Source organism: Pseudobacteriovorax antillogorgiicola, from assembly GCF_900177345.1.
Taxonomy (GTDB): domain Bacteria; phylum Bdellovibrionota_B; class Oligoflexia; order Oligoflexales; family Oligoflexaceae; genus Pseudobacteriovorax; species Pseudobacteriovorax antillogorgiicola.
In genome coordinates this window covers 67227-83199 of sequence record NZ_FWZT01000031.1, presented here as the reverse complement: position 1 = coordinate 83199, position 15973 = coordinate 67227, and the positions used below count along the sequence as shown (strand labels likewise).

General features: G+C 46.3%; 10 protein-coding genes and 1 pseudogene. 7 read left to right on the top strand and 4 right to left on the bottom strand.

The features are described 5' to 3' along the window. On the top strand, positions 1 to 308 hold a 308-nt coding region (locus B9N89_RS32515; RefSeq protein ID WP_143478128.1), incomplete at its 5' end, for an integrase core domain-containing protein. A 16-nt stretch (positions 309 to 324) separates the two neighbouring features. On the opposite strand, the gene B9N89_RS28025 is transcribed toward B9N89_RS32515, so the two are convergent. Next, entirely contained in the window at positions 325 to 771 is a 447-nt protein-coding gene (locus B9N89_RS28025; protein WP_132325070.1) for a hypothetical protein, read from the bottom strand. A 255-nt stretch (positions 772 to 1026) separates the two neighbouring features. Here B9N89_RS28025 and B9N89_RS28020 point away from each other — a divergent pair. After that, positions 1027 to 1587: pseudogene (locus B9N89_RS28020) on the top strand (AMP-binding enzyme); the annotation flags it as partial. 307 nt (positions 1588 to 1894) lie between these two features. After that, on the top strand, positions 1895 to 8158 hold the full coding sequence (locus B9N89_RS28015) for an Ig-like domain repeat protein (RefSeq protein WP_132325072.1): 6264 nt from the start codon (positions 1895 to 1897) through the stop codon (positions 8156 to 8158). A 596-nt stretch (positions 8159 to 8754) separates the two neighbouring features. On the opposite strand, the gene B9N89_RS28010 is transcribed toward B9N89_RS28015, so the two are convergent. Both B9N89_RS28010 and B9N89_RS31600 read right to left on the bottom strand, forming a co-directional pair. Next, entirely contained in the window at positions 8755 to 9657 is a 903-nt protein-coding gene (locus tag B9N89_RS28010) for an FAD-binding domain-containing protein (protein ID WP_159455699.1), read from the bottom strand. Next, a complete protein-coding gene (locus tag B9N89_RS31600; protein ID WP_159455698.1) occupies positions 9596 to 9952 on the bottom strand; it encodes a hypothetical protein in 357 nt (118 codons plus the stop codon). Before B9N89_RS31600 ends, B9N89_RS28010 begins: the two co-directional genes overlap by 62 nt. Before the next feature lie 331 nt (positions 9953 to 10283). Here B9N89_RS31600 and B9N89_RS28005 point away from each other — a divergent pair, with 331 nt between their 5' ends. Then, positions 10284 to 10571: a hypothetical protein gene (locus B9N89_RS28005; protein ID WP_132325078.1), complete on the top strand. Its 288-nt coding sequence runs from the start codon at positions 10284 to 10286 to the stop codon at positions 10569 to 10571. Positions 10572 to 10593: 22 nt separating this feature from the next. Here the strand turns inward: B9N89_RS28005 and B9N89_RS28000 are convergent, their stop codons facing one another. Next, on the bottom strand, positions 10594 to 11667 hold the full coding sequence (locus B9N89_RS28000) for a GNAT family N-acetyltransferase (RefSeq protein ID WP_159455697.1): 1074 nt from the start codon (positions 11665 to 11667) through the stop codon (positions 10594 to 10596). Positions 11668 to 11778: 111 nt separating this feature from the next. Here B9N89_RS28000 and B9N89_RS27995 point away from each other — a divergent pair, with 111 nt between their 5' ends. From B9N89_RS27995 to B9N89_RS27985, 3 genes are all read left to right on the top strand, one after another. After that, positions 11779 to 12708, top strand: coding sequence for an aldo/keto reductase (locus B9N89_RS27995; RefSeq protein ID WP_200820808.1), 930 nt, complete (start codon positions 11779 to 11781; stop codon positions 12706 to 12708). A gap of 67 nt (positions 12709 to 12775) precedes the next feature. After that, positions 12776 to 13372, top strand: a complete 597-nt coding sequence (locus tag B9N89_RS27990; RefSeq protein WP_132325083.1) for a hypothetical protein — start codon at positions 12776 to 12778, stop codon at positions 13370 to 13372. A 148-nt stretch (positions 13373 to 13520) separates the two neighbouring features. After that, positions 13521 to 15935 carry an ATP-binding protein gene (locus B9N89_RS27985; protein WP_143478293.1) on the top strand — a complete coding sequence of 805 codons (2415 nt, stop codon included), beginning with the start codon at positions 13521 to 13523 and terminating at the stop codon, positions 15933 to 15935. Positions 15936 to 15973 lie beyond the last annotated feature (38 nt).

The following is a 15973-nucleotide window of genomic DNA, read 5'->3' as shown; positions in this document are numbered from 1 at the left end:
CACTCAAATACCATCGCTACTTCAAAGCTTGGTATGAGAGCCCAGAAGATGCTAGTGAATGCTTGCAAAAGTTTTTTGGTTGGTACAACACTGAGCATCGACACATAAATCTTGGCTTGATGACGCCTGAAACTGTTCATCAAGGTAAAGATAAGTCTGTAGCTAAGAAGAGAGCTGCGGTTCTCAAGCAAGCTTTTGAAGCCTATCCAGAAAGGTTTCCAAAGTCCGGACCTAGACTGCCAGTACCCGCTGATTCTGTGGGTATAAATGTACCGGTGGTAAGGAAGTCTATACCCGTTTTGGGGTGATTGTTATACTAAACTTTCACCCTAATTGTCTCAAACACCCTGACATATTCCGACCAAAGCTTTTTTCACAGGATTTTTTCTGAAATTTTATAGGGCCAATGCCTCTTGTGCACCTATGATAATAAGAATCTATAGTAGTACTTGCCCCAGCAGAAATATTATCCTTAAAGACATCTGGGTAGTAGTCATTTCGCCAATAATCTGCTGCTACTTGAATCAATCGACGTTTGTAGGTTTTTCTTTCGGATTCTGTACACAGATCTAAGGTATATAAATTTTTCTCAAGCATTAAATTATGATATTCGCGAGCTACGTTTCTAACATCTTCTTTAACGCTCAGATAATCTTCTTTAAGTTCTTCAACATCTTCTATCCACTGATCAATAGTTATTTCTGCAAAGGCAGATTGGCTCGATGTTAGACTAAATGCCGCAATCGCGGTGATTAAAGATCTTACTTTCATCTTTGCCTCCAGAGCTAGCTTGTAATTAGTTTTCTACAGTAACCTAATATTTTAGGCCCTAAAGTAGACCTATAGAATATTGCAATATTGCAGGTTAAACTCAAAATCTCATAAAAAATAAGGGTCGCCTTGTGTATCTATTTCAGGAAGTTGGCAATTCAATCACAGATTCACCAATTGGATTTCAAAAACCACCCCCTCCCCCAGCCTGATCTACAAATTCACATGAGCCTATAAAAAAGGTAGTTACCCGCCATAAATCCTATAGGCCAAGAGAGTTTCAATGGAACCATCGGTCTGCCTATTCCCAATACTGATGTGTGTATCAAAGATGCCGACAATAAACGGCTAGCTTTCGGGGAGCCGGGAGAGCTTTGTGTCAAGGGACCTCAGGTCATGGAAGGTTATTGGCCAAGAGACGAGGAAACGGCTAAGGTCATGGACAGCGATGGTTGGTTCCATACTGGTGATATTGCGACTATGGCCGAAAGTGGCTTTGTCACGATCGTAGACCGAAAAAAAGATATGATCATCGTTTCTGGCTTCAACGTATATCCCAACGAGATAGAGGAGCTTGTCGTTGGTTTGGACGGTGTGGTGGAGGCCGCAGCCATAGGCATTCCTGATTAAAAATCTGGTGAGGCTGTGAAATTATTTGTAGTTAAAAAGGATGATTCGGTCTCGGAAGAGATGATCATGGACTACTGTCAAGAAAACCTGGTTAATTACAAGAGGCCCAAGGTCATAGAGTTTGCGGATGAGCTACCGAAAACCCCAGTTGGCAAGATCCTCAGGAGGATGCTGAAGGTGGGTTAGCTCACAAGAGGGTAAGCCCCTACTAGATCGCCTCGCATGAGGCTCTTCTCCACCATTGTCACCGCTAGGTCTCGCGAACGTCTCAGCCCCAGAGCCCTTACGGCCATATTGACATAAATTATAACTATTTATAATCACCCTCTGTAGACCTGTTTAGCTATTGGGTCAGGCATCAGGCCCCGAAAACCAGAAAAACTCTAGAATTTCTACGAATTTCTTGCAATCTCCGCCCACAAAACTAGTCTCTTATTTGTTCTAGCTTGGACTAGGTCTATCCACACAATAAGCCAAATAGGGAGTGCCAGAAATGCCTTCAGCGATCAGGATCTGTTTGATTTCCTTCATTGTGACGATGACAGGATGCGGAGGTGGCGGTGGTAACAAGAGCGCTCCCCCCACCGATCAATCAGACGGGACTACCGGTATCGGCGCTCCTAATCCGGCAGACCCAAGTGACTCTAGTGGCGACGGCCAACCAGTCATCAACTATCAAGCTAGCGACTCCGATCGGGTTAATTCTGCCTTCACTCCCTCAATTGAAGTTAGTGGCTTCGAAACAGTCTTATGGGAGAAACTTTCAGGTCCAGGGGACGTCTCTTTTAGTAACAGCTCTATTGTATCACCTTCCATAAGTGCAAGCGCTGACGGTAACTATGATGTGGCAATTACAGCATGGAATAAGGCGGGACAGTCTAAAACGCAAACCATAAGCTTCCAGTGGGATACCCAGGTCGCGCTCGAATTTCTGGGGGAAAATCTCGATCAAGGTTTTTGGAATAACCGAGCCACTAACAGTGCAATCACACTAGAGTATACGACACAAGAGGAAGTCGCTTTCACCTGGAGTCAAGAGCGAGGTGACGAAACTGTTGAGCTTAATCAACAGGACCAAACGATTATCATCAGTGGGCCCGTCGATGGAGAGTATGCTGTAGCCCTCACTTTCACAGATGAGTTAGGTAACGAAACCAAGCGGACTCTTGAATTTGTCAGAGATACCATCATCCCAAACTTAAATTCCTTACCCGACTTGAAGGTAAATCAACCTTCTATGGTCGAGGCTACTTGCATCTCGGACTGCGATGGAGCCAAGATTGACTGGACCAGTGCTTCGCCATTCGTGACCATCGAAAAAGACGAGGGCAATCCTTTTTTGGCGCAAATTAGTGCCAGTGAGAATGGTAAGTTTGACATTGAAGTCACCATTAGCGACGATGCTGGTAACCTGAGTTCTAAGACATTTGTCTACGAATATTCGAAGACGGATCTATTGTTCACGATATCAGCGAACAATATCATCACTAATAAATCTATGAGGCTTGAGACGTCTCTTCAGGATTCCTGGCAGCTCGACTGGAAAAAGTTGACTGGCGAAGGCCAGATCACGTTACAACGACAAGAATCTGACTTGATAGTTAGCACCGATAAAGATGACACTTACACCGTGGATCTTTTGGTTCGTGACGAGTTTGGTAACCTTGCAAAGAAAACTCTAGAGTTCACCTGGGATACTGTGGCGCCCACGATCGATGACCTTGCGGACCAGAGAACTAATAAACCTTTTACCATAAAACCAGTTATATCCGGAGCGGTCAGATACCAGTGGCAAGCTTCCAGCTCCCACGTGACCTTTGATTCTCAGGACCAAAGAGAGACGCGAGCTACGGTTCAGCGAGATGGAACCTACGAGCTAAGCATCACGGCTACCGATCTAGCAGGAAACTCTGCCACAGAAACGTTTCAGCTTGTATACGATACTATCGCACCGAAGATTTCAGTGACTAGCCCCGAGATTCGTTATGAAGATGGTAAAATATACACTCGCAAGCCATTTCAGGTCAGCTTTGCGGCAGATGATCCTAGTAGTCCACTGGTTTGGAAGAGTCCTGATAACGTCACTTTAAAGATGCAGAGCAGCTCTCAGGCGATGATCGAAGCAAGTGCGGAAGGGGATTATGAGGTTGTTGTTTCATCCACCGATGGTTTAAATTCTAGCCAGGAAATCATTCGTTTTGTATGGGATCAAACCAAACCACGCGTTGAGAATCTTGCGGATCGTATCGATACAAATGCTGAGCTTCTGCTACCAGAGATTACGGTGAATGAGCCACTGTCCCTTGTTAACTGGAAATCGATAGACGATAACGAAAATCTTAAGATATCATACCCGAATACCAAGAATAGGCTCCAGCCTATGCTAAGTGCCACGACAGATGGCTCTTATAGGGTAGAGATTCAGCTCACTGATAGAGCCGGAAACCTTGGCGAGCAGACTCTTGAGTTTGTCTGGGATACCGTTGCCCCTGGTCTAGCGGACTTCAAGGATCTTATCACCAACAAGCCAGTCCTAGTCGAAGGCGAGCTTGGGGAAGACAATGAGGATTATAGCTACAACTGGGTTTCAGTTCCAACATTGAAGTTTTCCGCGCCCCAATCCCGGCAGACTATGATTTCCGCGCCCAGTGACCAGGATTATATTGTGGCCTTGACCGTCACTGATAGGGCTAGCAACAAGACGACCAAATTCTTCACCTTGACGTGGGATACGAAGCCCCCGACCCTCAACGTTGTCGATGGGAATACTGGTCTCAAGGTATCTCCGGGGGATCGGCTTTCTTCTAAGAAGGAAATTAGTTTAAATATCCAAAAAAACTACAGCTCATTAGAATTCGAATCAATTCCCGCTGATCAGCCCGGCTTGAATTTAGAATTTGATGAAGCCAGCAGTATCTTAACGGTCTCTGCCGATGAGGATGGTGAATTCCCCATTAAACTCACAATAACAAATGAAAGAGATAACACAAACGAACTATTATTCTTCTACGTTAGTGATACCAAGGCTCCTGAGATACCAGCCATCAGCTATAAATTTAGCAGCGAAATTTTGGATTATATGGATCAAGACATTTACACAAACGCAAGCAATATCACCTTTATGGTCTCCAATGATGAAGATCTCAGCTATGAGTGGAGCGCGGAATTCAACGGAACTGAGCGCGGATCTCCAATATCTGGCGAAGAATCTAGTTGGGCGCTTCAAAACGGGGTTACTGAAGTCTATTTAAAGGTATCTGATAAAGCCGGTAATGTGTCTCAAAAGACGATGACAGTGAGGCGAAAGTCGGTCTGGTTACACAGACTTTTGACCTGGGAGTATAAGAGTGGAGATAAATGGCGTACGGCTATAAGTTCGACACAGACTAGCAATGTTCACATTAACGAAGATGCCAGATTTCGAATTTTGGCCTTTGAAGACGACTTAAGTGATATTGATGTTAAATTCATATACAACGGCGTAGGCGTCGCGTCCCTTATCACAGATCCGAGTTCTCCTCATCCTGTAGTTCTTGTTCCAATGAATGGTAGCTCTGCCAACAACTCCTTAGTTTTAATCGCTCAAGATCGGTATGGTAACAGGTTAACCCGTAGGATTCTGATCCATTTTGATGGAGAAAAACCCATTGTCCCAAGTCCGGGCACGCTATCTCTTAAGCTGGTGGAAAAGGGTGATTTGTTTGAGTTTCAGGTATCAGGCAAAAGAGTCGAGGAGAGTAATGTTAGGTACACGCTTTATGTCTCTGACAAGCCACCCTCTTCCATGACCAGTCTCGATCAGATTCTAGAAAACGGCAGACAGGTGGCTGGAGTAGGTGGGAGCTGGCGGGATTTCAATCTAAGTCACCAAGTTTCAGATCCCTATCAACCACGAACCTACAATGTTGTGGTGACCGATAAGGCAGGTAACAGGGGAGTCTATCAACCAGTTCAGTCGACCTTCTTAAATATCAACTATCCCGTCGGGTCGTACACGGAAAGAGCGCAAATCGAACTCGCCGGACGCTGCTTCCAACCTGAAGAAAGGGTAAGTATCTTTATTGGAGGAGAGCTGCAGGATAGCACGAGCTGTGACGAGTACAATTGGAGTAAGCTACTGGAGATACCTTCGGCTGCAGGGCGAGAAATCGAGGTTAAAATCACACATCAAGGAATCGAGTACAAACGCACCTTTGTAAGGTCAAATCAGTTTAGATTTGTGAGAAAGAGCCTTGGAGAGTTCGAAGTTGAGACCTTGCTTAAGTATGATAACTTTGGCGATTCGATGGTATTGAGCCAAGATGAAAAAACACTATTCATAAGCGCTAGCGGCCACGGCAACCCTATCGATCGAAAAGACACTTATCTGGGTGGTTCGGGTTCGATTTTTATCTACCGAAAGTCATTTGATGGCTCTTGGAGTTTTGATCAGCTGCTTAAGGCACCCAAGCCAACGGAGAATGCAGGTTTTGGAGCCAGTCTGGCGACTGATGGCGATATCCTTGCGGTATCTGCAAGCAATGAAGACCGAGTCGATGCCTCAGGTAAAGAGATGCTCAGCGCTGGTTCCGTCTACATCTATAGGTTGACCCAAGGAAGCTGGCGGCTTGAACAGAGTCTATTCGAGCCACCTCAAGAAGAAGGTTCGCTTTTTAATCGTTTCGGTAAGAAACTAGCGATTCGAGGTGATACGCTGGTCGTTGCAAGCGATAGAGGCTTTACAGGGGATAATGCGAGCGGTGAAGGTCAGCTTTACGTCTACCAAAGAGATGGTGGGCCATTCACTTTAAGCCAAGTTATAAGCCCGTTAGAGTTCTTGCGACATCCCAGCCCCTCATATGTGCTTAGAGCCGCAGAAGACCGTAGTATTTCTGTAACTTATGGGGGGCCTTTGGATGAGTCTGAGTTTGCCGATATTTCAAGCTTTGTTTCCGGAGAAATCAAGATCGGTGACGGCTTTATGGCCTTTACAGGTTCATTTGGCATGACAGTTCTAGAGTATTCGTCGTCAAATAATAGCTGGCGCCCTTATGGAGTCATAAGGCAAGATTCTGAATCAATCGACTCCTATGTGGCAAGAGATATAGGATTGCGTCACGATGAACTGGTAGTGGCTTATCCTCGCTTCGATCAGGAAAGAGGTTTAGCGCTCAAGTTAGGCCTAGCAAGTGAAGGCCCCAAGATTATCTACCAAGCCGTCGGTTCCACCATCTACGATCGCTTGGGTTCATGCCTTGACTGGCGGGATAACCGTCTAGCCTTTTGTACCTCAAGGAAGAAGATAAGCCTATTTGAGGAAACGGACCAAGGCTTAACTCTTAAGCGGGTTGAGACTGTTTCAGATACCCGAAGCACGCTTGTATCAGTTGCCGTAGGTGAAGAGTCGATGATCGCCGGTGGCTTGCAGTTATCTAGTATTGAAGAATATGTCGCGGGAGAGGCCTTTGCCTTCTCGACCAATAATCCAGACGAAGCAGTCCAAAGGCTGCCAGGATTTTCAAATCTGACACCACCAGCGTTAGCCGAAATGGGTAAACGGCTAAAGATCTCTCCTGACGGGCTTACAATGGTAGCTCTCTCTAAGAATCGACCGGTGATTTATACGAGGGGAAGTCTGACTAGCAGTTGGCAGCAACAGCAGGTGATAGATGGGTTTGAGTCTAATAGCCTGTGTCGAGAGTTTACGCTCAACTTTGAATCTACTTTTCTAATCATTGGAACCCCCTCCCGTTGTGATATAGGTTCTGTGCGTCTGTATCGAAAGTCCATGGGAGAGTGGGTCCATCACCAAACACTTAAAGTCTCAGAGTTCTTACCAGAGGCGACGGAAGAGTCTGCAAAAGGACGCAACTTTGGTAGTGCTATTCAGTTGAGTCCTGATCATCGATATCTCTTTGTTGGTGCAAAATCTGACCCATACGATGTCGACGAGTTTGCCGAACTGAGTGGTTCCGGGGCCGTTTTTGTGTTTGAAACCAACCTGTTTGGAGAATTTATCTATAAGCAAAAGATAACAGCACCAGAGTCCTTGCGGAAGGAAGCGATGAATTTTGGTGCTGCCATCGTTGCAAATAGCGAGTCCCTTTTTGTTGGAAGTCCTCGTTATGAAGAGAAAGTCCCCGAATTCTTGTTTGAGCAAGACATCGGCATGGTGAGTCGGTTTACTAAAACAGAGAACGGCTGGGTTTTCGTTGATAGTGTTAAGGGTTTTGTCCAGAATCAGGATCTTTCAGGGAGAGATCCTGATATTGTGACTGAATTAGGAACTGCCCTAGCACTTAAAAATAATCTCCTTTACGTCGGAGCTCCCAGTTCTCGATGGGAAAACAAAAGGAAGGGCGGGGTTCTTGTCTACGAGATTCAAGACACGACGCTGGAACTGAAAAATATCTATAGACCAGATTTCAACGCGAAGGATCAAAATATTGGCGCTTCATACGGGTCTTCTCTGGCTATTTTGGATGAGTTTATGTTCGTAGGTGCAATAAGAGACGGTTACTCTGTGAAAGAAGGGCGAGAGGTCCCTCGGAACGGGGCAGTCTACAGTTATAGGATGGAAGGAGATCAACTAAATTACTTCCAAAAAATCACCCTTCCAGCCGGCTATACCAATGGTAAGAGTGATAGCTTTGGATTTAGTTTGGACGCCGCTAAAGACACTCTGATTATTGGAGCGCCTTGGCAGCACTCTCTTCTTAATGGTGATTTCGGCTCTTATAGAACAGGGGCCGTTTATACCCTTAGACTCAAGCCGTAAGAGATCGAGGGGCTCTTAAGGCCCCTTCCACGATAGTATGATTGAACTGAGCTTTGCCACGCTGCCTAAAAGATTTCATGCCTCATAGACTTTCCTGCTGAGGTCTTGCGATCCTTCTTTAAGGAAGACAAGATGGTTGCCAAATTTTTTGTCGATGAGGGTCTGCTCAAATTTGGCTATTAGTTCCAATAGTGAATACTTCACCTGCCGACCGACTAACACCATCGCTTAGCCGGATCTCTCTTGAGATGGTTATCTAGTTTCCCGCGACACGGTAGTTGCTATTGCCGTCCGGTAAACACACTAAGGCTCTAGCTAGAACCCAATTAGGCTTCATAGTTGCCCCGGTGCAAAGCCAGGGCTTCTTTACCAATTAGCTATCTTTCGGCCATAAATAATCAAATCTCATTTCTTTGCAAGAGAGGGCTTTGAAGCCGATCCTAGATTGGGTGGAACGAAATAGTTGTTTCAACAGTACTCTTAAAACATAACTTAATTGATTGGATCGAGTAGCTACGCACTAGTATCCACCCTTGGGACAAACACTGAAAGCATCTGGCTTAAAAGTGAGCAAAAAATCTTCAACAAGCTGCTATTCAAAAGTACCGATCAAGGTTAGCCACAGCCTTCGGAATAGATTTTTTCAAAGTGAAGAAGCCTTTCTTGGCTTTCGGAAAAAAGAAATCGTCCCAGGCTCGCCTCAGCTCCCTCGTGCGATGTCCATCGAACAGTGGCTGGAGCTGGTCTAGAAGGTCTCGACCTTCACCCACAAAGGGCTTCATCCAACTTATCTGTTGGGCCTCATTTACAGTAAGGTAGGATTGCAGGTCATTCCCGTTTTGAATGATGCTACAGTTCCAGCCGAGATTCTGAAAACGCCGCAGCGTTGCATAAAAGGCCGCCTCACGATAGTCTTTCACATGCTGCTGGCGTTTCGGGCTTTCCCAATGGGGATGGATCATGGCTACTGACTGTGGCTTGAAGTCTTTAAAATAGACATCAATGCTCCAATCATCGGGCCAAACGATCAAATGATCTCCAGACTCAGGCTGAGTGGGTAGAGGCAAAATTTCATAGCAAACGTTGTTTTCTGCACTATCATCAGGAACCCAACTGGTTCCAGATAAATCTTCCGGCGAAAACCGACCCTCTGTGTAGGTTTCAATATTCGATTGCCTAGCTTGGTAGGTCTTACCTTTGGTGTGAAGTCCAACGACCCAGCGCCAGCTCAGGGTGTTAGCCGCAGGATCGCCGTCGAGCAGATTTTCATAGAAGAATTGCGCGCCACGATACCAAGGCAGCTTTAATGTAAAACACCAGATACTGGCAAACCACATCCTGGCGTGGTTATGGAGATAACCAGTATTTACAAGTTCCTCTACCCAGGTGTCGAAGGCAATGATACCTGTTGTTCCCTGAAGGGCATTTTCAAGGTTTTTAAGCTCCTCGCCAGTGGGGTGATACTTTTGCTCCAAACCTGCGGTCGATGCTCCAACCATCCTTTCCAGTAAGTATGCCAACAAACTTCTTGGGAAACTTTTCGGATTCTTGGTAGCTGTGCTCGTGGAGAACTGCGCGCACCACTTCCGGCTCTGAGATAATTCGATGCCTAAGGAATGGCGAGATGTGGGAGACATAGATATTTTGATCGACACCCAGATCATAATTGCGCTTATCTCGATAGGTTTGGCCAGCCTTTGGCACAAATGCCTCGACGGCGTCCAAGGCAGTTTGCCGGGACATTAACTTATCAAGCCATTGTGCCATTGGTGAATCCCCATCAGTCAACGCCATCCTTGCCTCCAAATGACTTGTCGGTATTCAAGCTTCAGTTTCGACGACTCAATTGGGAAGCCTATGGAAAAATAAGAGAGTTTGTCTAGCACACGGTGAGTGGCGCCACGATCAGCATAACTGCGTCAAAGAAAAGATAAAGGTTTGGCACTTAACTTGCTCTAAGGAAAGCGAATCGAAGTCTGTGCAGGAATTATTGGGATTTTCCATGAAGCTTTTGATGAAATTTAGGAAAACTTCCCAAAAAATAGGATTCTCCTATGTAGTTTCGGACACAGGCGTTAAGAATGTTTCGCGGTCTGTCTCGCATCAATCACTAAGGAATAAAGCCATGTCTACCGTTCCAAGCAGTCATTCAGATCTTCAACCCTGTCCGTTTGCTGAGAGTCTTCGCAGCCCCTTCCAGGTTGACCGGGATATCCTGAAGGCTGTTGTTTCAGCTCAGAGTAACTTGATGCGCCGAACCATTGCCGAGCGCTTCTTTTTAAAACAAGAGTCCATTGCATTTATTGCAGAGGGTTTGAAGCTCAGCCCGCAGCAGGTGACGGATCACCTACGTCGGTTTCAATTGTTATTGTCAAAGGCCTTGCTACGTTTTCTCCAAGACAATAGAGCTTGAGAACTAGCTTTTCGAACTGCCTCTAAAACTGAAGGCCCATAGCAATTTCAGTTAGGCCATCGTCTTCTTTCTGGTAGTTAAGAAGCTTGAAGCCCATGGCCTTATAGAATCCAATGGCCGCAAGGTTTCTCTCAAGTACCCAGCACATGACGGCCTTGAAGCCAAGTGCCTTTAATTGGGCTGCTGCTGCATTCCATAGAACTCTACCAAAGCCATTGCCCTGGTAATTTTGAGGTAGATAAAGTGCGAGCAGCTCCCCATCCCAGCCGGGCTTTTCGAAGCGACTGGGGCCAATCGATGCAAAACCCATCAGGTGCTCCCCCGAAAATAGCCCAAGGTATCGCGATCGATCGCTGGCAGCTGCTAACAGTTTGAACCAAAATGACTCTTTGTCAGAGTAGCTCTGCTGCTCAAATACTTCTATTGGCATGATGCTCCAATAAGCGTCTCGCCAGCTATCAATGTGGACGTGAGCAGTCTGCCTAGCATGGACTTGGCTAAGAGGCCTTACAGTAATTGATTTGGGATCTTCAATTTCTGGATACTTGGTTAAGGCATAGATGACCTCACCGCGCCAACGGCCGCGGTGATCTTTGCTCGTCCCGTGAAGGCGACCTTCCTCCTTCATCCCGCATTTTTCAGCGACCCGTGCGCTGCCATGGTTTTCTGGATCGCAACGCCACTCCAGCCGTCGCCAAGGCCATTCGCGAAACCCCCACTCGATCATGGCTTGCAAAACCTCGGTTCCTAAGCCTTGACCCGCCTGATCGGCACTTATCCACATACCGATTTCTCCATGAAAGCTCCTTAGCGACCTGTTTCGTAGATGAAACCCAGTACCACCGAGAAATACAGAGCCGTCAGGGCTAAAAATACCTAGAGCAAAGTCTTCACAACGAAGGTAGCTTGCATAGTTCTGCCGGATTCTTTTTCGTTGGTTCCACGGGTCATTGCTTGGTTGGGCCCAAGGCATAAACTCTTTAAGGTGGTCGTATGATGCTGTGATCGCCTGTGCTACCAGTTCGGCATCGCCGTCTTTCAGTGGTCGCAGGGTAAAGCGGGTGTGAGTCAGTAATTCTGGAGCAACAATCTGCATGATATGCCCTTTTAGCATTTGTAAAACACCAAGAAAAGTGTACGGTGAAAAGAACTAAGTTTTAAGAAAATATTGCCTCTGACCCGTTAAAAACTGTTCTTGAGGGAAAAAATGGATCGAAGACGATTTTTACACCAGTCTCTAAATTTTAGCATGGGGCTTGGAGCTGTTGGGATTGGATTGCCGTATTACGATGTCTTTGCAGGAAAAGACAAGCTGCTTAGCAAGGCGATCCCTAAGTCTGGGGAAAGGCTACCTGTCATTGGGATGGGAACTTGGATAACCTTCAACGTCGGCGCGATTCAGAGCTTACGAGATCAAAGGACTCAAGTTCTAAAAAAGTTCCTTACTGCCGGCGGAACTGTGATCGATTCATCACCCATGTATGGTTCGGCTGAGGAGGTTCTGGGTTATGCCATTAATAAATTGGGAGTTCAGAACAAAATCTTTGCTGCAACCAAAGTTTGGACAAGTAGCGGCTCCGAAGGACGACAGCAGGTAGAAGACTCTTTTAAGCTTTGGGGGTTGAATAAGATGGAGCTTCAGCAGGTTCATAACCTTGTGAACTGGCGAGAGCATCTGGATTATCTGCTAGATCTTAAGAAAAAGAAGCAGATTCGCTATGTGGGAATCACAACATCTCACGGTCGCCGTCATCGTGATTTTGAATCTGTTATGAAATCCCACGATATCGACTTTGTGCAGTTGACATACAATATCGATAACCGTGTGGTCGAATCGCGACTCTTACCCCTTGCGAAAGAAAAAAAGATAGCTGTGATCGTCAACCGACCTTTTGGTGGTGGGACCGTGATCGATAGGGTCAAGGCTAAACCTCTCCCTCCGTGGAGTCGTGATATGGGTTGCAAAAACTGGGCGGATATCCTGCTCAAGTACATCGTTTCCCATCCGGCGGTTACGGTAGCTATACCTGCCACGTCTAAGGTGGAGCACATGACCGAGAACATGCAAGCTCTACAAGGCCGATTCCTAACGACAAAAGAACGAAAGCAAGTTGAGGCCTACGTAGCGGCGATGTGATTCGGAATTCGATAGATTCTTTGCTGCGGTATGCTGCCAGATGTATTTCCACACCCGAGGCGATATTTTGAATTGGGCGACGATCGCTGACTACCAACTTAAAGACTTCATGATGGTTTCAGTGGAAGTCTACGAAGCTTTGCATCAGGCCTATCTTAATGAGAACTGGCCTTTTCAGCTGATCTTTCTGATAGTCTTAGCTATACAGATGGCAATGATACCCCGTTATCGCATCCCGACCTTGATCGTCTTGAGTTTGGTCTGGATATTCTTAGCTTGGGTATACATGGCTCAGACTCTGGGGCAAGTTATTTGGCTTGGTGAGACTCTTGCCTGGCTCTGTACGGCTCAGGCTCTGTTGATTCTCGGTTCAAGTATCTTAACGAAGGTTGATGAAAGTGATGGAACCAGACCATCAATGCATCTAAAGGCACTTGTATTTTTGATAGTATCGGTTCCCTGGGAAGCTCTGATCAGTGGCCAATGGTCCTTGTCCCAAAGCTATGGTCTAGGTGTTTTGAGTAGCGTTTCCGCAAGCATTGCCATCACATGGCTAACGTTGAAAAGTGGCAAGACTCGGCTGATCTTACTCATAATCCCCTTCGCACTCCTTCTTTTTCAATGTTTTCTCCTCTATGGGTTGTACTTCAATTCTGTCTCTTGACATCAAAGGTGCCCTACCAGCCAGATATGATTGCTGGAATTTACCACATTTGATCTTACAGAAACGTAAAGACTTGTAAAATCATTGATACGATGCAGTTTACCGAATCTTTATTGAAACCACGCTTCGAAGAAAGGTAGCCCCTGATTTGACCCTGACTAATTCCATTTGGCTACTACTATGCTCGATGCTTGTTTTTGGCATGCAGATAGGTTTTCTTGCTATCGAATCAGGCCTTACACGACCCAAGAATAGCATCTCGGTTGCAGCCAAAAACATCATCGATGGAATGTTGTCCTTCCTACTTTTTTGGATTCTTGGCTGGGGAATTATGGAAGGCTCTGATTATGGTGGATTGATCGGGTTCTCAGAGTTTTGGGGGCCAGCAAATTTAGATAATGAAACCATCGCGAAGTTTGTGTTCTTCGCCCTGTTTTGCTGTACATCTACTACCATCGTTTCTGGCGCTATAGCGGAGCGAGTCAACATAAAATCTTACCTCTACATCACAATTCTCGTGTCGGGTCTGATCTTTCCTATCATTGCTCACTGGGTTTGGCATCCACAAGGCTTACTTAGCTCGTTGGGGTTTGTAGACTATGCAGGCTCCACAGTTGTTCATGGCACGGGGGGATTCATCGCTCTCGTTGCTGCCTACATGGTAGGGCCAAGGACGGGCCGCTTCTCAGCAGATGGCAAAGCATGGAAGGGAAGCCAACTTCCTATGTCAGCAGCGGGATGTCTACTTCTTTGTCTGGGCTTTCTCGGTTTTAATGGAGGGTCTGGTCTGGCGCTAAACCAGGATACATGGCGCGTGATCCTGATCACTTTATTGTGTATCAGTGGTGGTCTGCTTGGTGGGGTTATCCAGAGTGTTGCCAGACACGGTTTGGTAAGCTTCAATGCTTTGATCGTGGGCCCACTTTCTGGAGCAGTTGCAAGCTGCGCCTTTTGCCCATGGCTTGATCCCACCGGTGCTATTGCACTCGGGGGCATCGCAGGTGTACTGGCTGGGGAAACGGGGTTGATCTTAGAAAAACGAAAGATTGATGACGTTGTTGGAGCCGTTCCAGTTCATCTTGTAGGGGGCTTGGTAGGGAGTATCCTTGGAGCTTTGTTTGTAGACTCAGAATTATTCAGCCAGTCTCGATGGCAAACTTTAGGAATTCAAGCTATAGGAAGTGTGGTTCACGGCACTGCCGTTGTCGGCGTTGCGTGGCTTACATTAAAGTTCATAGATCGCTGGCAGCCTCTTCGGGTTCCTATTCAAGAAGAACTTGAAGGCTTGAATTATAGGGAGCATGGAAAGGCCACACGTTGGGGCGACCTAGTTCAATTTATCAACTGGCAGCGAGAGCACGATCTCACCTTAGAAGCTCGGGCGCGAGTCGACGAGTTTAGCGAAGAAGGTCAGGTGGCAGCTCAGCTTAACTTGCTCCTTGATGATATCAACAAGCGGGAACAGGCATTGGAACTAGCCAAGAATCTTGCGGAACAGGCCAACCGGGCCAAGTCGAAGTTCCTATCAACCACTAGCCATGAACTCCGTACCCCGCTGAATGCGATTATTGGCTATAGCGAGATGCTTGCTGAAGATCTTCAAAACTCCAGCTATCACGAGGATATCGATCGCATCAAGCAATCGGGTACTTATCTCCTTTCTTTAATCAATGACATGCTTGATATCTCACGATTGGACTCCGGTCGTTTCAAGATGCAAGCTAACTGGGTTATTCTTGAGGACTTTGCAGCTGAAATTGAATCATTAACGCTACCATTGACGAAGAAACAAATGAACTCACTTTCTGTAGAAGTTAAAGCTGATGCGAAACAGCTATACTTTGACCCTGTTCGGCTCAAGCAGGTTCTAATGAATCTGCTCGGCAATGCCTGCAAATTTACGGAAAAAGGGACTGTCAAGCTACTGCTTGAAGAATCCAGAGGCAGTCTTCGCTGCCAGGTTGAAGACTCCGGTCGTGGTCTAACTCCATCTGAAATTAAGCGTATCTTCAAGCCCTTCGAGCAGGCTCTTCGGATTGACTCTCTATCAGGCACTGGACTGGGCCTGACGATCTCTCAAGGCATCGTCAAGGAAATGGGAGGAACAATAGCGGTCGAGTCTAAAGTAGGGCACGGTAGTTGTTTCTCGTTCAAAATCGATGTTAAGAAAGAGTTGGAACTAGCGGATGATCGACTCATGGTCCTTCTAGTCGACGATGATCCTGGGACACGACTACTTGTTCGAGAGTACCTTAACGAGCTTGGCTTTCAAGTGGACCAAGCGGCCTCTGTTGTAGAAGCATGTGCAAAGTTAGAAACTGGTAGTTATCGGATGGTGATCACGGACTACATTTTTCCTGATGACAACGGTGGTGCTATCGTTCAGAGGGTTCGTGATCAAGGGCTTCTCTATCCAGTTCTTATTATTACTGGCTTCGCTGATAAGATTGTGTGCGGTGAGAATGTTTCAATTCTAGCTAAGCCATTCGATCTTGAGCAGCTTTGTAGAGCTTTGACCAATCTTAATGTTGAAGTCAACGAGAAGGCTTCTCGATCTGCCTGATCTTGCCGGATATCGCTAAAGTGTGCCAGCTTCAAAAG